The 21,264-nt window shown below is 64.5% G+C and carries 20 protein-coding genes; 15 read left to right on the top strand and 5 right to left on the bottom strand.

All coding sequences use genetic code 11. The features are described 5' to 3' along the window. Nucleotides 1-100: 100 nt before the first annotated feature. From ACYVKQ_RS16010 to ACYVKQ_RS15980, 7 genes are all read left to right on the top strand, one after another. Nucleotides 101-469: a hypothetical protein gene (locus tag ACYVKQ_RS16010; protein ID WP_460676365.1), complete on the top strand. Its 369-nt coding sequence runs from the start codon at nt 101-103 to the stop codon at nt 467-469. A gap of 167 nt (nt 470-636) precedes the next feature. Beyond that, a complete protein-coding gene (gene secDF / locus ACYVKQ_RS16005; RefSeq protein WP_460676364.1) occupies nt 637-3,639 on the top strand; it encodes a protein translocase subunit SecDF in 3,003 nt (1,000 codons plus the stop codon). A gap of 465 nt (nt 3,640-4,104) precedes the next feature. Continuing rightward, a complete protein-coding gene (locus ACYVKQ_RS16000; protein WP_460676363.1) occupies nt 4,105-4,713 on the top strand; it encodes an RNA polymerase sigma factor in 609 nt (202 codons plus the stop codon). 928 nt (nt 4,714-5,641) lie between these two features. Continuing rightward, nucleotides 5,642-6,265 carry a hypothetical protein gene (locus ACYVKQ_RS15995; RefSeq protein ID WP_460676362.1) on the top strand — a complete coding sequence of 208 codons (624 nt, stop codon included), beginning with the start codon at nt 5,642-5,644 and terminating at the stop codon, nt 6,263-6,265. 50 nt (nt 6,266-6,315) lie between these two features. Further along, entirely contained in the window at nt 6,316-6,717 is a 402-nt protein-coding gene (locus ACYVKQ_RS15990; RefSeq protein WP_460676361.1) for a c-type cytochrome, read from the top strand. Between the two features lie 8 nt (nt 6,718-6,725). After that, entirely contained in the window at nt 6,726-7,313 is a 588-nt protein-coding gene (locus ACYVKQ_RS15985) for a YceI family protein (RefSeq protein ID WP_460676360.1), read from the top strand. A 19-nt stretch (nt 7,314-7,332) separates the two neighbouring features. Further along, on the top strand, nt 7,333-8,238 hold the full coding sequence (locus ACYVKQ_RS15980) for a DUF5777 family beta-barrel protein (protein WP_460676359.1): 906 nt from the start codon (nt 7,333-7,335) through the stop codon (nt 8,236-8,238). Nucleotides 8,239-8,352: 114 nt separating this feature from the next. Here the strand turns inward: ACYVKQ_RS15980 and ACYVKQ_RS15975 are convergent, their stop codons facing one another. Continuing rightward, entirely contained in the window at nt 8,353-8,976 is a 624-nt protein-coding gene (locus ACYVKQ_RS15975; protein WP_460676358.1) for a NifU family protein, read from the bottom strand. A 203-nt stretch (nt 8,977-9,179) separates the two neighbouring features. On the opposite strand from ACYVKQ_RS15975, the gene ACYVKQ_RS15970 reads away from it, so the two are divergent. Continuing rightward, nucleotides 9,180-10,544, top strand: a complete 1,365-nt coding sequence (locus tag ACYVKQ_RS15970; protein WP_460676357.1) for an HTTM domain-containing protein — start codon at nt 9,180-9,182, stop codon at nt 10,542-10,544. Between the two features lie 15 nt (nt 10,545-10,559). Here ACYVKQ_RS15970 and aroC read toward each other — a convergent pair whose 3' ends face one another. After that, nucleotides 10,560-11,639, bottom strand: a complete 1,080-nt coding sequence (gene aroC, locus ACYVKQ_RS15965) for a chorismate synthase (protein ID WP_460676356.1) — start codon at nt 11,637-11,639, stop codon at nt 10,560-10,562. Nucleotides 11,640-11,797: 158 nt separating this feature from the next. Continuing rightward, the gene (locus ACYVKQ_RS15960) at nt 11,798-13,534 is read right to left on the bottom strand and encodes an APC family permease (RefSeq protein WP_460676355.1); all 1,737 of its coding nucleotides are present in this window, start codon (nt 13,532-13,534) and stop codon (nt 11,798-11,800) included. A gap of 382 nt (nt 13,535-13,916) precedes the next feature. On the opposite strand from ACYVKQ_RS15960, the gene ACYVKQ_RS15955 reads away from it, so the two are divergent. Then, complete coding sequence (locus tag ACYVKQ_RS15955) at nt 13,917-15,149, top strand: acyl-CoA dehydrogenase family protein (RefSeq protein ID WP_460676354.1); 1,233 nt, start codon at nt 13,917-13,919, stop codon at nt 15,147-15,149. A gap of 158 nt (nt 15,150-15,307) precedes the next feature. On the opposite strand, the gene ACYVKQ_RS15950 is transcribed toward ACYVKQ_RS15955, so the two are convergent. Further along, on the bottom strand, nt 15,308-15,445 hold the full coding sequence (locus tag ACYVKQ_RS15950; protein WP_460676353.1) for a hypothetical protein: 138 nt from the start codon (nt 15,443-15,445) through the stop codon (nt 15,308-15,310). Nucleotides 15,446-15,711: 266 nt separating this feature from the next. Here ACYVKQ_RS15950 and ACYVKQ_RS15945 point away from each other — a divergent pair, with 266 nt between their 5' ends. Beyond that, entirely contained in the window at nt 15,712-16,365 is a 654-nt protein-coding gene (locus ACYVKQ_RS15945; RefSeq protein WP_460676352.1) for a hypothetical protein, read from the top strand. An 18-nt stretch (nt 16,366-16,383) separates the two neighbouring features. Here the strand turns inward: ACYVKQ_RS15945 and ACYVKQ_RS15940 are convergent, their stop codons facing one another. Continuing rightward, nucleotides 16,384-16,845 carry a DUF4268 domain-containing protein gene (locus ACYVKQ_RS15940; RefSeq protein ID WP_460676351.1) on the bottom strand — a complete coding sequence of 154 codons (462 nt, stop codon included), beginning with the start codon at nt 16,843-16,845 and terminating at the stop codon, nt 16,384-16,386. Nucleotides 16,846-17,100: 255 nt separating this feature from the next. Here ACYVKQ_RS15940 and ACYVKQ_RS15935 point away from each other — a divergent pair, with 255 nt between their 5' ends. The 5 genes from ACYVKQ_RS15935 (at nt 17,101) to ruvB (ending at nt 21,116) form a co-directional block, all read left to right on the top strand. After that, nucleotides 17,101-17,442 carry an HIRAN domain-containing protein gene (locus tag ACYVKQ_RS15935; RefSeq protein WP_460676350.1) on the top strand — a complete coding sequence of 114 codons (342 nt, stop codon included), beginning with the start codon at nt 17,101-17,103 and terminating at the stop codon, nt 17,440-17,442. A gap of 116 nt (nt 17,443-17,558) precedes the next feature. Further along, nucleotides 17,559-18,464: a helix-turn-helix domain-containing protein gene (locus ACYVKQ_RS15930; protein WP_460676349.1), complete on the top strand. Its 906-nt coding sequence runs from the start codon at nt 17,559-17,561 to the stop codon at nt 18,462-18,464. A gap of 72 nt (nt 18,465-18,536) precedes the next feature. Beyond that, entirely contained in the window at nt 18,537-19,319 is a 783-nt protein-coding gene (locus tag ACYVKQ_RS15925) for a hypothetical protein (RefSeq protein ID WP_460676348.1), read from the top strand. 68 nt (nt 19,320-19,387) lie between these two features. Continuing rightward, complete coding sequence (locus tag ACYVKQ_RS15920; RefSeq protein ID WP_460676347.1) at nt 19,388-19,807, top strand: hypothetical protein; 420 nt, start codon at nt 19,388-19,390, stop codon at nt 19,805-19,807. Nucleotides 19,808-20,066: 259 nt separating this feature from the next. Then, a complete protein-coding gene (ruvB, locus tag ACYVKQ_RS15915) occupies nt 20,067-21,116 on the top strand; it encodes a Holliday junction branch migration DNA helicase RuvB (RefSeq protein WP_460676376.1) in 1,050 nt (349 codons plus the stop codon). Nucleotides 21,117-21,264: the final 148 nt, after the last annotated feature.

Below are 21,264 nucleotides of genomic sequence, written 5' to 3'. Positions count from 1 at the left end.
CAATGGAGCCGGGAAAAGTCCAGTTTCGGCCCGGTTCGCCGGCCTAAGCCCTTTCCTGACGCAGCAGGAATAGCTATATTTGTAGCCCTTGCTTCGCATCGTGCTGTTTTTCACCGACATATTCCCCCGTCTGCGCTTCAGCCTGCTGGCCGCCACCTTGCTGTTGGTGGTCGGGCTGAACAACCAGGCCGTGGCCACCTTCCGCGTCAGCGCGGCCAAGGCGGGCACCCCGCGGGTGATGAGCGTGCCCAAGGGCACGGTGGTGAAGCAGAAGGTGACGCTGGAAGCCACCAGCCAGCTGGCGCCGTGGCTGCTGCCCGCGGCCGAAGCCTGGGAGCCCGCAGCCCCGGCGGCACTCCCCCGAATTGCCTGGCATCGGACCGAGGCTCCCGCCGTACGGCCCTCGGCCGTTCCCGACTGGTTCCGCACGCGCCTGCTGGAAGCGGCGCTGTCGCCGCACGCTCCCTAGCGGAGCCGGCCTGCCGGCCGCAGCCGCCCACCGCGCGGCAGGCCGGCTACCGGAAGCAGGGTTCTGCCTGCTTGCGTCAGCCGCACGGCGGCCCTGCGCTGCCCTTTACCGCCGACCCATAGGGCCGCGGTAAGCTCACACCCCGCAATTCATTTACCCCTTTTTCAATGCGTAATAAAGGTTTAGTCATTACGCTGACGCTTATCGTGTCGGCGTTGTGCGTCTACTTCCTCTACTTCACGTTCGTGTCGCGCCGCGTGCAGGCCGATGCCGTGACGTACGCCACCCGCAACGGGCAGGTGGACCAAAGCAAGCGTCAGCACTACCTCGACTCGGTGTGGCGTGCTCCCGTAACCAGCGTACTCGGTGCCGATTACACATACCGCGACGTGCGCGCCTCGGAGCTGGGCCTCGGCCTCGACCTGAAGGGCGGCATGCACGTGACGCTGGAAGTATCGCCGGTGGAGATTGTGCGCGCCATGGCCGGCAACTCTAAAGACCCGAAGTTCAACGAGGCCCTGCGCCGCGCCCAGGAGCTGCAGAAGCAGAACCCCGGCACGTCGTTCACGGCCCTGTTTGCCCAGTCGTTCCGCGAAGTAGCGCCCGGCGACCGTCTCGCCCGCATCTTCGCCAACACCACCAACCGCAGCCGCGGCATCGAGTCGACCTCGACGGATGAAAAAGTGCTGCGCGAAATCGACCAGGAAGTGGAGGAAGCCATTACGCGCGCCTTCACCATCCTGCGTACCCGCGTCGACAAGTTCGGCGTGAACCAGCCGAACATCCAGCGCGTGAAGGGCACCGGCCGCATCCAGGTAGAGCTGCCCGGCGTCGACAACCCCGACCGTATCCGCAAGCTGCTCCAGAGCCAGGCCAAACTGGAGTTCTGGGAAGTGTGGAACGTGGACGAAATCGCACCTTTCCTCGGCCAGGCCAACGAACTGATCATCGCGCAGGAGAAGCTGGGCAAGACGCCGGCCACGGCCGCTGCTACGCCGGCCGGCACCGACACCGCCGCTACGGCCGCCGCCGCTGCCGATACCACCTCGCTGGCCGCGCAGCTGGCTAACAAAAACAAAGCCGCTGCCGCCAAAGACACCAGCGCCGCGGCCCAGCAGGGCCAGGGCCTGTTCCGCTACCTGACGGCCATCGGCCCGGGCACCCTCGGCGCCCGCCTGCAGGACACCGCCCGCGTCAACGACCTGCTGGCCCAGCCGGAAGTGCGCGCCGTGCTGCCCCCGAACCTGACCTTCCTGTGGGGCTCCAAGCCCGACCTGATTGACAAGAAAGAGTTCCTGACCATCTACCCGATCCGCAAGTCGCGCGACGGGCAGGCCCCGATCGGCGGCGAAGTGGTATCCGATGCCCGCCAGGACTACGACCAGGGCGGTCAGCCGGAAGTATCGATGCAGATGAACCCCACGGGCGCCAAAAAGTGGCAGAAGCTGACGGCCGCCAACGTAAACCGTCAGGTCGCCATCGTGCTGGATGACCTGGTGCAGTCGGCCCCGCGCGTCAACGGCGAAATTGCCGGCGGCAACTCCAGCATCTCGGGCTCTTTCACCATCGACGAAGCCCAGGACCTGGCCACCAAGCTGAAGTCGGGTAAGCTGCCCGCCCCCACGCGCATCGTGGAAGAAGCCGTGGTAGGCCCGTCGCTGGGCCAGGAAGCCATCAACCAGGGCCTGTACTCCTCGCTGGCTGGTCTGGCGGTTATCATGGTCTTCATGGCCCTGTACTACGGCCGTGCCGGCCTCGTGGCCGATGCCGCCTTGCTCTTCAACATGTTCCTGATTCTGGGCGTGCTGGCCCAGTTCAGCACGGCCCTCACGCTGCCCGGCATTGCCGGTATGGTGCTGGTCATTGGTACCTCGGTGGATGCCAACGTACTGATCTTCGAGCGTATCCGCGAAGAACTTAACCACGGACTGCTGCTCAAGGACGCCATCAACAAGGGCTACTCGCGCGCTTTCTCGGCCATCTTCGACTCGAACGTGATGACGCTGATCATCGCCATCATCCTGGGCTTCTTCGGTACGGGTCCCGTGCAGAACTTCGCCATCACGCTGGGCATCGGGGTATTCACCTCCTTCCTCTCGGCCGTGTTCGTGTCGCGTCTCATCATCGAGTGGCTGACCAAGGGCAAGGAAAAAAGCGCCATTACCTTCTCGACGGTTATTTCGCGTAACCTGTTCCAGAACGTGAACTTCGACATCGTGGGCAAGCGCAAAATTGCCTACGCCCTCACGTCGTCCATCATCGTTATCGGCTTCGTGCTGATGTACATTCAGGGCGGCCCGAACCTGGGCGTAGACTTCCGCGGCGGCCGCGCCTACGTGGTGGACTTCTCGCAGACCATGGTGTCGTCCGACGTGCGGGAAGCCCTGCTCGACGACTTCCAGAACGCCGGCACCGAGGTGAAAACCTACGGCTCGGCTGACCGCCTGCGCATCACCACCGGCTACCTGGCCGATGACGAGAGCGTAGTGGCCGACAAGCAGGTGCGCGCCGCCCTTGACAAGGGCCTGGCGCAATTCGCCGACAAGAACCCGGTGGTGCAGAGCACCTCGAAAGTAGGCGCCACCATTGCTGACGACATCAAGAAAACCTCGGTGCTGAGCCTGGGCCTGACCCTGCTGGCCATCTTCGTGTACGTACTCTTCCGCTTCGATAAGTGGCAGTACTCCATGGCCGCCGTAGTCGCCCTGATCCACGACGCGCTGTTCGTAATTGCCTCGTACCCGATTGCGCACGCCTTCGGCCTGAACCTGGAAATGGATCAGGTGTTCGTGGCGGCCGTGCTGACGGTTATCGGCTACTCCATGAACGACACGGTGGTTATCTACGACCGTATCCGCGAATACCTGCACGAAAACCCCAACCTGACGTTTGCCCAGGTGGTGAACCCAGCCCTGAACAGCACCTTCTCCCGTACGATGATTACCGCTACCACCGTGCTGCTGGTGGTGGTGGTATTGTTCATCTTCGGCGGCGAGACGCTGCGCTCGTTCTCCTTCGCCATGATTGTGGGTATGATCATCGGTACTTACTCCTCGCTGTTCATCGCAGCCCCGCTGATTCTGGACACGACGGGCGGCAAGGAAAAAGGCCAGCCCGGCGCCCCGACGGACGCCGCTGCGCCCAAACTCAACACCGCTGCTACGGCCTAGTTCGGGCCACAGCGCACCTGCCTAAAAAGGCCGCTCAGCAATGAGCGGCCTTTTTTGTGGCCTGGTCAGCCAGCTTTTGTTTGGGAAGCCAAGCCGCTCGACCTGCGTGGGTCGGGCGGCTTTGGCTGTGTCCGGGCCCACCCGACGGAGCAGTTATGCCGAAAGACCACTTCCATTTGGCAGACGCGGAGCAGGCCGTGGCGCGGGCTAATTCGCACGAAGGCGCACTTCGGGAAGCAGGAAGGCATCTGCTTGAATGCAATCTTCCAGTGGGAATTCCTCCAGGAGGAACCGGGCAGCTTGCTGCGCTACGATGACCGGCAAGGGGGCTGGTAATCAGCGCAAAAACGGACGGTGGAAAGCTCGGTTCTTTCCGGTATTTTATGAGAAAGAAAATACGTTCGGGCACGGGCAACCTTTTGGCCGGGGGCCTGCGAGTAGCCAGATGTAACCACCTCCGACGCCGTGTCCTCCGCTCAGCCCGACCACGACCCCGATTTGCTGCTTGGCCTGCTCGGCGGCTGCCAGCGGGCGGACCGTGGCAGCCAGCGCCGGCTGTACATGCTGTACTACAGCTACGCCATGGGCATCTGCCTGCGCTACGCCCGTACCCGCGACGAAGCCATGGAAGCCGTCAACGACGGGTTCTTGAAGGTGTTTCGGGACGTGGCGCGCTTTGATACTGCGAAGTACGACCAGCTGGGCAGCACCTTCCGGGGGTGGTTGAAGCGCATCATGATTCACACCGCCATCGACCAGTACCGCGCCACCGAAAAGCATCGCCACCAACAGTCCCTCGACGACACGCCGGCCCTGCAGTACGCCGACGACCACTACACGGCCCTCGACGCGCTGAGCTACGACGAAATCATCGTGCTCGTGAGCCAGCTCACGCCCGGCTACCGGGCCGTGTTCAACCTATACGTCATCGACGGCTTCACCCACGAGGAAATAGCGGCGCAGCTGCACATTTCAGTAGGCGCGTCCAAGTCCAACCTCTCCAAGGCGCGGGCGCACCTCAAAACCCTCCTTGCTAAAAACCGCCACCATGCATACGCCGGAACTATCGGATGACGAACTCGACGCGCTGTTCCGGCAAGGCGCTGAGCACTACCCCGACGAGTTAAACCTGGGGGCGTGGGCGCGCATGGAACACAAGCTGGACGAGGCCCGGGTGCAGCAGCAGGTCAACCGGAAGGTAGCCCGGCTGTTCGCCGCGGAAGTCGGCATCGTGGCCGTGCTCCTGCTGCTCTGGGGCGGCTACCGCGAATACACCACCGAGCCGGTGTTGAAGCCTTTGGCAAAGCACGCTGCCAGGCCGGCCGCTGCCCGCGCTTCTCGGCCGGGCCAGCCGGTAGCCGGCCGGAACGGTTCCCGGGTCACAGCCCCGGAATCTGCGCTGCCGGGGGACGTGACACCGCCGATTGCCGGGGAGTCTGAAGCGCAAACTATGCAGGCAGGAGTGCCGGCGGCAGCGGAAGCTGGTGCGGACCGGCACCAGCAGCGGTTGGTGGGGCGTGGCCTGCTCGCCACAGCTGTAAGCCCGCCGCAACCGGCTGCACCGACAAACGAAACGGAGTCTCCGGGAGTAATCGGCAAACAGCCCCGGCGTGGAATGACGCTGCCGGGGCGTCCCATGCCGGCGGCGGCTGACCCAGCCGCCCGGCCTGCCGAATCGGCGGAGTCGCTAGGCGTCGCACCGACTGCCACGGCCAGCTCGATACCGGCCTGCGCGCCGCCTGCTGCTACTGCATCGGCTCACCTTGCTCGTTCACTTGATGGTGACATTTCTCAGCCGGAAGGCTCCTCGGGTAGCGCAGGCCGAGCAGCTGGCCCTGAGCAAGCCGTTATGGCGCGGTCGGCCGATACCTGGGTCAAAGATGCCGGCGCTGCTGAAAACAAGGTAGTTACCCCGGCAACTGCAGAGGCGGCCGTGGAGGAGTGGGCAAGCCTAAATCCGATAAGCTCGGTGCTGCTTGCTGCTGGCGCAGAGTTGCCCGCGATGCTCCCGGCAGTAACCCAGGAAGCCCTGCCGCAGCCAGCTCCGCCGAGCCGGTTCTTTGTCACGGCGCTGTACGCGCCCGAGCTGAGCACCGTGCGCAGAGCGGGTTACACGCGCCCCGGCCGCAACCTGGGCGTTCAGGCGGAGTACCGCCTGAACGCCCGCCTGCGCCTGAACGTGGGCCTGATCAGCTCGGTGAAGCATTATCAAGCCCGCGGCCGCGACTACCAGTGGGCCTACACGCCGCCCTACCCGGTGGAGCACGTGGAAGCGGTCTGCCGCATCACCGACGTGCCGGTGAACCTGCGGCTAGACGCCTGGCAGAGCCGGCGCGGGCAGCTGTTCGTGAGTGGCGGGCTGTCGAGCCTGCTGATGCGCGATGAGCAGTACGAGTACGATTATACGTACTACGGCACCTACTATTCGCAGACCTGGCGCGTGAAAAAGGGCGGCAACCACCTCTTCAGCGTGCTGAACCTCTCCGCCGGCTACGAGTGGCAACTGACTCCGCACTGGGGCGTGCAGGCCGAGCCTTACCTGAAGCTGCCGCTGGGCGGCGTGGGGGCGGGCAAGGTGCGGCTGAGCAGCAGCGGCATTTTTCTAGGCCTGAAATACGGCCTCTGATTTTTCTTCCCACCGTAGCGGGCCCCGGCCCGCCCCAACTCTTAAGACCAATGTCCTCACGGCGTGTGTTCCGCGTGGCCGGCCTGCTCGTGCCTGCGGCCCTGGCAGCCAGTGCCCTTTGGGGCGTCAGCGGCTGCGCTTACCAAAACGAGGAAGAGCTGTTCGGGCCGCAGCTCAGTGCCTGCGACACCGTCAGCGTAACGTACGCCGGCACCATTGCGCCGCTGCTGGCCCAGCACTGCCAGCGCTGCCACGGTCCCACCCGCAGCGAGAGCGGCGTGCGCGTCACCGGGCACCACGACGTGCTCACGCTGGGGCGCACCGGGCAGCTGCTGGGCGTCATCGAGCACCGGCCTGGCTACCCGGCCATGCCCGACGATGGGCCCCGGCTATCGGACTGTGACATCAACCAAGTGCGGATCTGGGTGCGCGCCGGCATGCCCGACAATTAAGCCTTGCCATGAAGAAGAGCATTATTTTGCTGCTGGCCATGTTGCTGCTCGGCGCGCCTCTTGTTGCTCAGCAGCGCTACAGCACCCGCTCGGCCACCATCGACTTCTTTTCCCACGCGCCGCTGGAGGACATCACCGCCCGCAACAGCCAGGTTGCCGCCAGCGTCGATCTGGCAAGCCGGCAGCTGGCCTTCGTGGCTGCCATGCAGGACTTCGTGTTTGCCAACGGCCTCATGCAGACCCACTTCAACACCAAGTACGTGGAGTCCGACAAGTATCCGCGGGCCACGTTCAGCGGACGCATCCAGCAGCTACCCGCCGAGGGGCTGCCGGCCAGCGGGGCGGTGAGCGTGGTGGTGGAAGGCGACCTGACCATTCACGGCGTGAAGCGACGCGTGCAGGTACCCGGCACGCTGGAAATGCTGGATCGGCAGCTGGTGGCCAAAGCCCGGTTCGAGGTGGCGCCGGCCGATTACCACATCGGCATACCGGCCCTGGTCCGCGAGCATATTGCCAAAACCGTGACGGTTGCCGTGTACGCCGTGTGCGCCCCGGGCGACGCACTGCCGGTAACCTCGAAAACGGCTCGGCCCTAAACCCTAACCGCTTGGCTGTATGCTTCCTCTCTACGCGTGGCCGCTGCGGCGGTGGTACTTCACGGCGGCACTGCTGGGCCTGGGCCAATCGGCCGCCGCTCAGGACGATCTGCTGCAGCAGCTGGAGCAGCAAGCTCCGGAAAAGCCGGCTTGGGCCACCGGCACGTTCGAGGGCACGCGCATCGTCAACGGGCACTCCGTGGAGACCCCGGCCGACGGCACCATGCAGTTTCTGATCGGGCACCGCTTCGGCACGCTCAACAGCGGGGCTTACCACTTTTTCGGGCTCGATCAGGCCACTATCCGGCTGGGGCTGGAGTACGGCCTCACCGACCGCCTCGCCGTGGGCATCGGGCGCAGCTCGCTGGACAAAACCTACGACGGCTTCGTGAAGTACCGCGCGCTGTGGCAGCACGCCGGGGCGCGGGCCATGCCCGTGTCCTTGACGCTGCTGGTCAGCAGCACCATCACCACGCTCAAGTTCCCGAGCGGAGCCGAGCGCAGCACCGCCGCGCGCATGGCGTATGCTTACCAGGCGCTGCTGGCCCGCAAGTTCAGCCCCGCCCTCTCGGTGCAGCTCATGCCCACGCTCGTGCACCGCAACCTGGTCGCGCACCCCACCGACGACAACGACGTGTACGCCCTGGGCGGGGCCGTGCGCCAAAAAATCACCAAGCGCATGGCCCTCACGGCGGAGTATTACTACGTGCTATCGGCCGAAACAGCCCGGCAGGCCCGCAACCCGCTGGCGCTGGGCTTCGACATCGAAACCGGCGGGCACGTGTTTCAGCTGCACCTCACCAACGCGCAGGGCATGGTGGAGCCGCTGTTCCTGCCGCGCACCACGGGCGACTTTTTCGACGGCGACATTTACTTTGGGTTCAACATCAGCCGCTCCTTCGGCCTGCAGCACCGGCAGGAGTAGCGGCAAGCCCGGCGGCGGGCAGTTCCTCTAAACGCACAACGCCCGACCTGAGTGGCCGGGCGTTGTGCGTTTGGCATGTGCCGACGAGGCGCAGCCAGTAGGAGGGGAGGCCCTTTAGAAGCTGGCGGTAACGCCTTCGGCTACCACTTCCTTTACTTCGGGCACCATGCGCTTGAGCAGGTTCTCGATGCCCGACTTGAGCGTAACGGTGGCCGAGGGGCAACCCGAGCAGGAGCCCTGCAGGTTTACCGTCACCACGCCTTCGTTGTAGCTCTTGAAGGTGATGTTGCCCCCGTCCTGCTCCACCGCTGGGCGCACGTAGTTGTCGAGCAGGTCGATGATTTTCTGGGCCGTGGCCTGGTCTTCCACCGAGCCTTCGGCGGCGCTGGCCTGCTGGGCAGCGCGCTGCTCCTGCGCCGGGTCGACGAGGAAAATGGGGCCGCCCGACTCCACGTAGGACTTCAGGAAAGTGCGCAGCTCCGGAATCAGGTGCGTCCAGGTCAGGTCCGAGCTTTTGGTCACCGTCACGAAGTTCTGGGCGACGAACACGCGGCTCACGTAGTCAAACTTGAACAGCTCCTGGGCCAGCGGCGAGTTGGCAGCGGCATCGGCGTCGGGGTAATCCACGCTCACCCCGTCGCTCACGAGCTGGGTGTTGAGCACGAATTTCATCGACTCGGGGTTTGGCGAAGCTTCGGCGTAGATGGAAATCGAGCCGGAAGGGGCGGTAGTATTCATGGTGATTATGTGCTGCTTAGGGCGTATGGGGAAGCCGCAAGAAAGCGGTATAGGTATATAACCGCAACGGGCGCCCCGTGGTTGCAAAGGTAGCAGAATGTGCCCGTCCGGCGGCGTGGCGGAGGTGGGCGCCAGGTAAGCGGGGCTGGCCCGCAGGAGGCCTGCGATGCACAGATTTCGGCCGGAGTCGTAGGTTAGGGCCGATGCCACTTTCCTCCCGTCTCGTCCGCGCCCTGTTCCGCCCCATCAACATAGCCTGGCTGGTGTACTTCCGGCTGGGCGCGGGCTTTTTGCTGGCGCTGGAGCACGGCGGCGCCGTGGTGCTCGGGCGTGTGCGCAACTACACCGAGCCGCAATTTCACCTGCGCTACGCCGGCTGGGAGTGGCTGCCCCACCCACCGGACGCGGTCATCTACGGCCTGTACGCGCTGATCGTGGCGGCTGGCGTGGCGGTGGCGGCCGGCTGGCGCTACCGGTGGGCGGCCGTGCTGCTCAGCCTGGGCTACGTGGCCCTGCTGTTGCTGGAGGAAACCGAGTACATCAACCACTTTTACCTCTACGCGCTGGTGGCGGCGGTGCTGGCCGTGCTGCCCGCCCACCGCGCCGCCTCCGCCGACGTGCGCGCCGGGCGGGTAAAGCCCACCGCCACGGTGCCCGCCTGGACGCGCGCCGTGCTGCTGTTTCAGATTGGGCTGGTGTACGTTTTTGCAGCCCTGGCCAAGCTGAACCCCGACTGGCTGGAGGCCCGGCCGCTTACCGTGTGGCTGGCCGCCAAGGCCGGCTATCCGCTGATCGGCCCGCTGCTGGCGCGGCCCGCGGTGGCGTGGCTGCTGAGCTACGGCGGCATTGCCTTCGATGCGCTGGTGGTGCCGCTGCTGCTGGTGCGCCGCACCCGGCCCTGGGCCTTTGGGGCGGCCTTGCTGTTTCACCTCTCCAACGTGGTCGTGTTTGGCCTCGGCACGTTTCCGTGGTTTTCGCTGCTGATTACCAGCCTGTTTTTTGCGCCCGACTTCCCGCGCCGCCTGCCCGGTGTGGTGGGCCGCTGGTTCCGCACGCGGGTGCCGCTGCCTGCTGCTCCGCTGAATGAAACGGCCGACCAGGGCGCGGCGCGGCCCCACCGGCGGTGGGTGCTGGTGGGGCTGGCGGCCTTCGCGCTGCTGCAGGTGCTGCTGCCGCTGCGCCACTGGCTGTACCCGGCCGATGTGCACTGGACCGAGGAGGGCCACCGCTTCAGCTGGCACCTGATGCTGCGGGCCAAATCCGGCTCGGCGCGCTTTCGCGTGCTTCTGCCCGACGGCCACGAAGACATCGTATGGCCGGCCAGCTACCTGACCCCGAACCAGGTCGGCAAACTCGTTGACCACCCCGACCTGCTGCTGGAGTTTGCCCACCTGCTGGCCCAGGACTATCGGCGGCGCGGCCTCGCACCCGTAGCCGTCTACTGCGACTCAGAGCTGAGCCTGAACGGCCACCCGCCTCGCCCGCTGGTCAGCCCCCGGCTGAACCTGCTCACGCAGCGCCGCCACTGGAGTCACTACGCCTGGATTCTGCCCGGCCCGGTGAAGTAAGCCCGGCAGCTCGCGCTACACCTTGCTGGTGCGCGCCCGCAGCAGCATATCGGCCAGCACCAGGGCCGTCATGGCATCCACGATGGGCACGGCGCGCGGCAGTACGCAGGGGTCGTGGCGGCCGCGGCCGGCCAGCTCGATGGCTTCGCCCTGGTCGTTGATGGTTTGCTGGGGTTGCAGAATGGTGGCCACCGGCTTGAAAGCCACGCGGAAGTAAATGTCCTGCCCGTTGCTGATGCCGCCCTGGATGCCGCCGGAGTGATTGGTGCGGGTGCGCACCTGCCCGGCCTCATCGGTGTAGAAGGCGTCGTTGTGCTCCGAGCCGAACAGCAGCGTGCCGGCGAAGCCCGAGCCGTACTCAAAGCCCTTTACGGCGTTGATGCTCAGCATGGCCTTGCCCAGTTCGGCGTGCAGCTTGTCGAACACCGGCTCGCCGAGGCCGGCCGGCACGCCGCGCACCACGCCGGTTACCAGCCCGCCCACGGTGTCGTGCCGGTCGCGGGTCTGGCGAATGAGCTCGGTCATGCGCTCGGCCGTCTCAGGGTGAGGGCAGCGCACCAGGTTGGAGTCGATCAGCGCGAGGTCGAGCTGCTCGTAGCCCACGGGCACGGCCACGGCGCCCACCTGCGACACGTAGCTCTGCACCGTGATGCCGTGCTGCTGCAGCAGGGCCATGGCCACGGCGCCGGCGGCTACGCGGGCAGCCGTTTCGCGGGCCGAGGAGCGGCCACCGCCCCGGTAGTCGCGGTGGCCGTACTTCTGGTCGTAGGTGAAGTCGGCGTGCGAGGGGCGGTAGGCGTGCTGAATGTGCGAGTAATCGTGGCTGCGCTGGTCCTGGTTGCGGATCAGCAGCGCGATGGGCGTACCCGTGCTTCGGCCCTCAAACAAGCCCGATAGCACTTCCACCTGGTCGGCCTCGCTGCGCGGGGTCGTCAGCTCCGACTGGCCGGGGCGGCGGCGGTCCAGCGCGGCCTGAATGGCGGCCACGTCGACCGGCAGGCCGGCGGGGCAGCCGTCGATAATCACGCCGATGCCCGGGCCGTGCGACTCGCCGAAGGTGCTGATGCGAAACAGGGTGCCGAAGGAATTGCTCATGCCGACAAAGGTAGACGGCGGCCGGCAACGGATAAGTCGCATGCCGAACCGGCCGGCGGTGTACCCGTCCGCATCATGAGGAGGCACAACGGGGCCACAGGTGGTCTACTGGCTGCGGTGCGCGGTGTTCTTGGCTGGCTACACCCGCCCGCGGAAGATCAGATAATCAGGCGCACGCCGCCCAGCTCGGAAATCTGGTAGGGAAAGGCGTTGCCGGGCGAGCCGATAAACATGAAGTTCTTGGGAATGCCCCACTTGGCCGACAGCTCGTCGATCAGTTCCGGCCCGAAGGTGCCCGGCATGGTAACGAACTCCACCTCAATCTGGTCGTAGGCCCGGTCGAGCACGCGCACGTCGTTGAGCAGGTCCGGCGACACCTGCTGGCCCTCGGGCAACAGGGTTACAATTTTAAGCCGGGTCGTGAATTCGTTTTCCACCACGTAGGCCATCACCTTGTTGAGGTTGGAAACGTTGTCGCCCTTGGTGAAAAACACGAATTCCTGCTCGTTCAGCTCGCGCAGCAGGCGGCGCACCGTCAGCCGGCCAAAGCGCGACCAGGTGCCGTAGCGCTCCGATACCGACTGAATGCCGTGCAGCACCAGCTTCAGAATGGCCACGCGCTCCAGCATGACGACTACGAGGATCATGGTAGGCACGAAGTACTGCAGGAAAACCACCAGGTAGTCGGGGTGCAGCTTGATGTTGCCAAACAACCCGATGCACACGCCCAGCAGCGCCAGCGTCACCGTGGGAATGGTGGCGTACACCGGGCGGGGCAGCCGCCGGCGCTTGCCCTTGAGCAGAAAGTTACCGATGGCGAAAAACGCCATTACCGAGAGGAAAGAAATCGTGTAGACGCCGGCCAGCGGCCCGAGCTGCCCGCGCGTAATGAGCAGGATGCTCACGCACAGCGCAAAAAAGCTAAGCAGGATGATGTAGTTGCTGCCGCGGCGGTTTTCCCTCAGAAAGGATTGTGGCCAGATGCGGTCCAGGGCCATGCGCTTCATCAGCCCGCTTACGCCCACGAAGGAGGTGAGCACGGCCCCGCTGAGCACGGCCACGGCATCGATGGAGATGAGCGCGGCCAGCCAGCGGCCCCCGGCCACTTCGCCCAGGTAAGAGAGGAGCGTTTCGGTGTGCTGCCCCACCGTGACGAGCGGCAGCACCCCCACGGCCAGCAGCGCCAGCATGGGGTTGAAAAAGCTCACCACCACCCACATGTTGCGCAGCGTTTTCTGGAATACGCCCGGGGCCTGCTCCTCCACGAAGTTGGCCGAGCTTTCGAAGCCCGAAATGCCGAGCATGGCCGCGCTGAAGCCGTAGAACAACGCCGTGCCGAGCCCGCCCTTCAGCGGAGCCTGGAAATTCAGCTGGAGCGTACCCAGTCCGTGCGTGGCCAGGTACCAGCCGGCCACGGCCACCAGCAGCGTGAGCGAGGCCAGGTGCACGAGGAAGATAACCACTGCCACCTTCGCCGACTCCGACATGCCCAGCAGCGTGAGCACCAGAAACAGCCCGAGCAGCCCCATGGTGGCCGGCAGCACCGGCAGACCCTCCCACAGCGCGTGCAGGTAGTGCATGGCTTCGCTGGCCGAAATCACGGCCGTGGCCATGTAGGAGAGGATGGTGAGGGCCGCGGCCAGGGAAGCGTTGCTTTTGCTGGTGGTGTTCAGCAGCACGTTGTAGGCCCCGCCGTTGAGCGGCAGCGCGCCCACCACTTCGCCGTAGATCTTGCGGAAGAGGAAAAGCACCGCCGCCACCAGCAGCAGGGCCAGCCAGGAATACTGCCCCGCGTAGGTAATGGCCAGAGCCGACACGTACAGACACGACGAGGAAATGTCGTTGCCGCAGATGGCCGTGGCCTCCAGCTCGCTTAACTTTTTGTGGGTGCTCATGGGGTAGGGACGGGGCTTAGTGCCGGGTTATACGCGGCGGCAGCGAGTGCAGGTAAATTGGCACCCGCAAAGACGAAAAAGCCCGTACGCAGTGAGCGTACGGGCGGCAAATAAGAAGGCGAAAAGCGCCGGCCGTTACCCCACCAATAACCGACATAGCTGTAAGCCCGGCCTGCTCATTGGGCTAGCAGGCCCGCCAGCAGCGCCATGAAAAAACGGAGCCAAGTAGAATGCATCATAGGCTTGAATGGTTAAGGATAGACGTGCAACGCCGCCCAACTTCAGGACCATAATTCGCCTCGGCCCCAAATATGCCCGGCGCCTGATACCTGCGCGGCGAAACGTTTATCTTTGAGCTTCCCATCCCAACCCATTCTCCCTTATGTCCTCCCAAGCCGACGTCCTCTCGCCCAAGGCCCAGGTGCAGCGCAACAAAGGCTCGCTCAACGCCGCTGGTTTCACCGACTACTACGACATCGACGACCTGCTCACCGAAGAGCACAAGCTCATCCGCCAGAGCATCCGCGACTTCGTCAAGAGAGAAATCAGCCCCAACATCGAAAAGTGGGCTCAGCAGGCGCATTTCCCGTCGGAAATCGTGCGCAAGTTCGGTGAGGTCGGCGCTTTCGGGCCCACCATTCCCACCGAGTACGGCGGCGGCGGGCTGGACTACATCAGCTACGGCCTGATCATGCAGGAAATTGAGCGCGGCGACTCCGGCATGCGCTCCACCGCCTCGGTGCAAGGCTCCCTGGTGATGTACCCCATCTACCAGTACGGCTCGGAGGAGCAGCGCCGCAAGTACCTGCCCAAGCTGGCCTCCGGCGAGTGGCTGGGCTGCTTCGGCCTGACCGAGCCCGACCACGGCTCGAACCCCGGCGGCATGATGACCACCATCAAGGACATGGGCGACTATTACCTGCTCAACGGCGCCAAGCTGTGGATCAGCAACTCGCCCCAGAGCCAGGTAGCCGTGGTATGGGCCAAGGACGACAACGGCCGCATCAAGGGCGTCATCGTGGAGAAAGGCATGGAAGGCTTCACCGCCCCCGAAATCCACAACAAGTGGAGCCTGCGCGCCAGCATCACCGGCGAGCTGGTGTTCGACAACGTAAAGGTGCCCAAGGAGAATCTGCTGCCCAACGTGGAAGGCCTCAAGGGCCCGCTCGGCTGCCTCGACTCGGCCCGCTACGGCATTGCCTGGGGCGCCATCGGCGTGGCCATCGACTGCTACGAGTCGGCCCTGAAATACGCGCTGGAGCGGGAGCAGTTCGGCAAGCCCATTGCCTCCTTCCAGCTGCAGCAGAAAAAGCTGGCCGAAATGATTACGGAAATCACCAAGGCCCAGCTGATGGTGTGGCGCCTGGGTACGCTCAAGAACCAGGGCAAAGCCACCTCGGCCCAGATTTCGATGGCCAAGCGCAACTCCGTGGACATGGCCTTGCACGTGGCCCGCGAAGCCCGCCAGATCCACGGCGGCATGGGCATCACCGGCGAGTACCCCATCATGCGCCACATGATGAACCTCGAGTCGGTCATTACCTACGAAGGCACCCACGACATCCACCTACTCATCACCGGGGCGGATATTACGGGCATTCAGGCGTTCAAGTAAGCCCATTAGCTCCGTATGAAAGCGGCCGCTTCCTGCCAGGAAGCGGCCGCTTTGCGTTTAGCACTTATGGTACCCGTCGATGCGAGAGGGGCCAACGGACAGCTGCTGCACGCTGTGGCCCGCTGCGTGGCTGATGTTGCCTTCTCACCCGGCTTCCACTACGTTTTCAGCAGGCGCTTAGTCAGGCGCCACGCCGTGGAGAGTTTGGCAGAAAGCGAAAACAGCCGCTGCGGGTGCACCAGGCTGCGTGGTACGCCCAGGTAGCGGCGGGGCGCAGCAGGACGTGCTGGAGGCACGCTCGGCGAAAACCCAACCTGCTCTTTGTGTAGGCGTAGCCAAGAAGCAGGTGCTGGCAAGCCGAAAGGTCTTTGGCACGTTGCGCTGAAGCTCGTTGGGGTATCCTGCAGTGCGCCGCTGATCGGGGCACAACTGAAAAGACCGGCCCCCGGTCTACGCCAATCCGTTCTTATGGCACCAGACCTGGTGGCGGAGCGTAAAGCCCCCGACGGCCGCGTCAAATCGGTTCGGCGCGAAATCGGTACTTTTTACGTTGGTTCGTGCCATGGAAAAAGCAGTTTCTCAGGTGGTAGGAGCAGGCGTGCTACTGGCAGTGCTGGCGGCGGCCTGCCAGCCAGAGCCTAAGCGTCAAGCCTACCAGGCCTTCGACGCCGGGGTGCAGCTTTCGCTGAAAGCCTCCGCGTTGGCGGATACGGCCGTGGCCCACGGCCTGGAGCGGCAGGCCATTGCCAAGTACCACGAAGCCCTACAACTTGACTCGATGCACCGGCTGGCCCGCGCCGCCCTGGGGCACAGCTACTACCTGCTCGACCGCTACCCGGAGGCCATCCGCTGGTTTGAAGCCAGCAACCGGCTTGATTCCACCTCCGCGCCCAATTACCGCGAGTTGGGACTGAGCCGCATCAGCCTGGGGCAGATAGCCCCGGGTTGGGCCGATCTGCAGCGGGCCTACCGCCTCGACAACTCCGCACAAATCAGAACCGTGACGGCCGACGACCTGTACCACCTCGGCGTGCGCGCTTTCAATTACGGGGAGGGCTACGAGGCCGGCGGTGAGCTGGCCAAGGGACTGGCTTATAAGAAATATGCCGTCAGCGTGCTGCAGATGGCCTACGTATCGGACCGCTCGCGCAAGGACGTGGGCCAGAAGCTGGCTGAGCTGGCCGCCAGGGTGAATACGCCCGCCAACCCGCGCTGAGGAGGGGTACGGCGGCGGTCAGCGCAGCTCGTCGAAGGCGTACTGCGCTGTGCTCCAAAACTCGTCTAGGGCCACGATGCGCGGCTTGAAAAAGGAAATCAGCCGGGGCCAGTCCTCTCGATTGAACATGTTCACCGGCGTCAGTTCCTGGTAGATGCGGCTGATGGGCTTGCCGTATTCGTCGGCTGAGTCGGCCTGCCAGGTCCAGGCTTCGCCGGTGGCTTCTTCCAGCATAACGCGCAGCTCCCGAAACTGCTCGAAGAACAGTTCGCGCAGGCCCGCGTCGGGATGGGTAATGTCGATGCTGACGGTGGCGCGGCGCGTATCGGCGTGCAGGCGGAAATACACGTGCTTGAGGCCGGTCTTGTAATTGACCCAGTTGGCGGGCAGGCCCTCGGCCGAGGGCACCGGCTGCATGTACTGGCCGAAGGCGGTCCAGAACGCCTGCCGCAGCTGCGCGGCTTCGGTTTTGCTGTACATCGGAGAAAAGAAAGAAGGGGCGCGAAGGTATAAGGTGCCTTACGAAGTACACCCGGCGCCGATGTGCCCGCCGCACTTTCCGCCCGCGTTTTTGCCACAGGTACGACGTGCTGCGCGCCGTCAGCGGCACCGTCGGCGGGAAGTCCGGTATCGGCGTGGCGCAGATTCATCCCGCGAGGCAGCAGCACCAATGACCAGGGTCTGGACTAACATCCCGGCGACGTGCTATTTTGCGGCCCCAACCTTCTCGCCCCCATGACCCCGACCCCTGCTTCCGCTGCCCCGCTGATCCTGCTCGAATGCCTAGTGGCCGGTACCTCGCACCGCGACAACCTCGCCGCCTACGAGCCCAAGCTGCGCCTGGACCAGCCCCTGGAGCTGCGCCGCGAGGCCGATAGCTCCTTCGACGACTGGGCCGTGCAGGTGCACACGCGGCCCGAAGACGGGGCCGTATGGCTGGGCTACCTGCCCGAGGGGCGTAATGAAACCGTGGCCCGCCTGCTCGATGCGGGCAAGCATCTTTCCGCCCGCCTCACCCACAAATCCTGGGAGGACGACTGGCTGTACCTCAACATCGAAGTGCTGCTGCACGAGTAAGCGGCCCCAAACTCCCGCCGTACTTGGCCAGCGCAAGCGGCCTGCTTGAGCAGGGAGGAGGATACACGGTTTGCCAGCGGGCAAAGTGCTACCTTAAAGGGTCTGTTCCCGCCGTCATGCTGCGCACTGCTTTCCCCGACCTCACCTGGCTGAAGCGCGAGGTGGCGCACCGTTTCGCCGACGGGCGTGGCTGGCCCAGCGTCATTATCCAAGCCCAGCCCGCGGGGCCGGTGCACCGCCCGGATATCGAAGGGCCGCTGTCGTTGTTCATGAACCTGCGCGGCAGCAGTGCTTGCGCCGTGGGCGGGCGCCGGGTGCGCATCGAAACCGATACGTACTTTCTCAGCAACCGCGCCGACCACTACACCCTCGACATCGAGGTGCCCGGCTCGACGGAAACGTTCAACATTCATTTTGGCGAGCAGCTGGCCGAAACGGTCTTGCGCGACGCCACCACGGCCGCCAGCACCCTGCTCGACGACCCCTTACGGCCAGTTGCCCCCGTCCACTTCTTTAGCCAGCTTTACCCCAAAAAGTCGGAGCTGAATGCCCTGGTGGGGCAGATCTGCCAGCAGGCGGCCGAGTTCAACGCCAACCACCTGCTGCGCGACCAGTTGCTGCTGGCGGTACTGGCCCACCTGCTGGGCGTGCACCACCGCACCCGCGAGCGGGCCAACCAGCTGCCGGCTCTTCGGCAGGCCACGCGCCAGGAACTGGTCCGAAGACTGGGTTGGTCCGTGGATTACCTACACAGCTACTACGCGCGCGACCTGAGCATCGACGAGCTGGCCCGGGTCGCCTGCCTTTCCAAGTTTCATTACCTGCGTCTGTTTCGCGCGCTGCACGGCCAGACGCCCTACGCCTACCTGCGCCAGTTGCGGCTGCGCAAGGGGCAGGCGCTGCTGCGGGGAGGCCTGCCCGTCGCCGCTGTGGCCGAAGCCGTCGGTTTCGAGAGCAGCAGCGCGTTCGGCCGGGCTTTGCGCCAGACCACCGGGCAATGGCCTACGGCTTTCGGGAAATAGCAATTTTGATCAACGCTGCTGCCTGGCTCTCCGGGTAGCTTTGGGTCATCAACCAACTGCTCTCTTACGGCTATGAAAACGAATCTGTATGGGCTGGCCGCCGTGCTGTTTGCGGCCCTGGTCGTTTGCGTGCTGGCCTTCGTGCTGCTGGGCCTGCGCCAGGCATTGCGCCGCTACGCGCCGCATCCGCGGGTGCTGCGTCTTGTAACGGCCGGGCTACTGGCTTGGCTGCTGCTGACGGCCGTGCTGGCGGCTTCCGGCGTCTTGCAGGACTTTGACGCCCGGCCGCCGCGGCTGTTCCTGCTGTTGGCCCCGCCGCTGGGGCTGGCCGTGTGGCTGGCCCGCTCGGCGGCTGTTGGGCGCCTGCTCGATGCTATGCCCCGTGCCGGCCTGCTGTACCTGCAGAGCATGCGCGTCGTGGTGGAGTTGGTGCTCTGGCTCCTTTTCCTGGCGGGCGCCGTGCCCCGGCAGATGACGTTCGAAAGCCTGAACTGGGACGTGCTCACGGGCCTCACGGCGCCGGTGGTAGCTTACTTCTGCTTCTCGCGGCGCCGCTGGCCCTGGCGGGTGGCGCTGGCCTGGAATTTCCTGGGCTTGGCCCTGCTCCTGAACATCGTCACCATTGCTATGCTATCGGCCCCGCTGCCGTTCCGGGTGTTTCTGAACGAGCCCGCCAACACCGTCATCACGCGCTTCCCCTTCGTCTGGCTGCCCACGGTTATCGTGCCCGTCGCCTATATACTGCACGTACTATCGATTCGGCAGTTGTGGCGGCAAGCGGCTACGAACCAGCCGACTCCAGGCGCTTTGGTAGCCGCTGGCGAACGGGTGGATAGCTGGACAGTAGGGCGTTAGGTAATGTAGCGTGGTCATCCAGGGCAGCAGATTTTCGTATAGCCGGGGACACCAATTCGCTTCTCATCATGGCTACCGACAACCAAAACCGCGACCAACGCGAGCAGGACAAGCAGAACTACCGCAATACGCCGGAGTCGCGCTACCAGCCCGACCGCAACAACCCCCAGCGCCACCACGACCGCGACCCGCAGGACGACGGCGACGCCACCCAGGATTTCAACACCATCGGCGACGATGGCACCTCCGACGGCGTGGCTAAAACCACCGCCGGATCCGGTGCCAACAACGGTGGCCCCGGTGGGCGCGTTGGCAGCAAAACCCAAAGCCCGGCCGCCGAAGGCACCAAAGGCGCCGGCACCGTGCACCAGGATCAGTTGCGGACGCCCTCAACCCAGGGCCCGCACCAAGGCCAGGGCGATATGCGTGACGACGCCGACCACGGCCAGAGCGGGCAAGCCGGTTCCCGGTCCGGCCGTCAGGTCTGACGCGTAACAACTGCTATGGCCCGGCCGCTGACTGACCCTTCAGAGGCCGGGCCGTAGCATTAGGGCTGCCACCCAAGGGGCTTGTTTTGCGCCTTTCGTCAATGTTCCAGAGCTACTTTCAAAGTGAATTTGCTAATATGATTGGCTTGTTAGGGTCGGATGGTGTTGGGTTGGCTAAAAATATTGTGCAGACGGAATGAGTTGCCGCCGGCTGGTGTTACTTTACCACTGAAATACAACCCCCGGCTTTCGTATGAGCATGCGCGAATCGTACCTGACCGGTGGCACGAGCCACATGGACGCTACCGACAAAGAAATTGACAAGGCCCTGCGGCCGCTTAGCTTCGCCGACTTCACGGGCCAGGCCAAAGTGGTCGACAACCTGCAGGTGTTCGTGGCCGCCGCCAAGCAGCGCGGCGACGCCCTCGACCACGTGCTGCTGCACGGCCCTCCCGGCCTGGGCAAAACCACCCTCTCGCACATCATTGCCAATGAGTTGGGGGCGGGCATCAAGATGACCTCTGGGCCGGTGCTTGATAAGCCTTCCGACCTGGCGGGCCTGCTCACCAACCTCGATCCGCACGACGTGCTCTTCATCGACGAGATTCACCGCCTGAACCCCGTGGTGGAGGAGTACCTGTACTCGGCCATGGAGGATTACCGCATCGACATCATGCTCGACTCGGGTCCCAACGCCCGTTCCGTGCAGATTTCGTTGTCGCCCTTCACGCTCATCGGCGCCACCACGCGCTCGGGCATGCTCACGGCACCCTTGCGCGCCCGTTTCGGTATCAGCTCGCGCCTAGAGTACTACGATGCAAAGCTGCTGACTGACATCGTGCAGCGCTCGGCCGAAATCCTGGGCACGCCCATCCACGAGGACGCGTCCTTCGAAATTGCCCGCCGCTCGCGCGGTACGCCCCGCATTGCCAACAACCTGCTGCGCCGCACCCGCGACTTCGCCCAGATCAAAGGCACTGGCACCATTACCCGCGACATCGCTCAGTTTGCCCTCAATGCCCTCGACGTCGATTCGGAAGGCCTCGACGACATGGACAAGCGCATCCTGTCGACCATCATCGACAAGTTCAAGGGTGGCCCCGTGGGCATTACTACCATTGCTACCGCCTGCGGTGAGGAAGCCGAAACCATTGAGGAAGTGTACGAGCCGTTCCTGATTCAGGAAGGCTACATCAAACGCACCTCGCGTGGCCGCGAAGCCACCGAGCAGGCCTACACCCACCTGGGCCGTCCGCTGCCGCAGCACATGCGCGGCAATGTAGCCGGCGACCTGTTCACGCAGGAATAAACTTTCCGGCAGTCCTTAAGCGGCAGACGGCGGCATTGTGCTTGCTGTCTGCCGTTTGTTGTTTGTTGGGTGTTGAATCGATGACCTTTAACAACGACCGGCCTTCACAGGCCGGACGGCTAAGGCAGGTACATTTTTACTATATATT

It is taken from the genome of Hymenobacter coalescens, from assembly GCF_054783195.1.
Note: the sequence above shows the minus strand (reverse complement) of the source record. Positions and strands in the feature narration are given on the sequence as shown.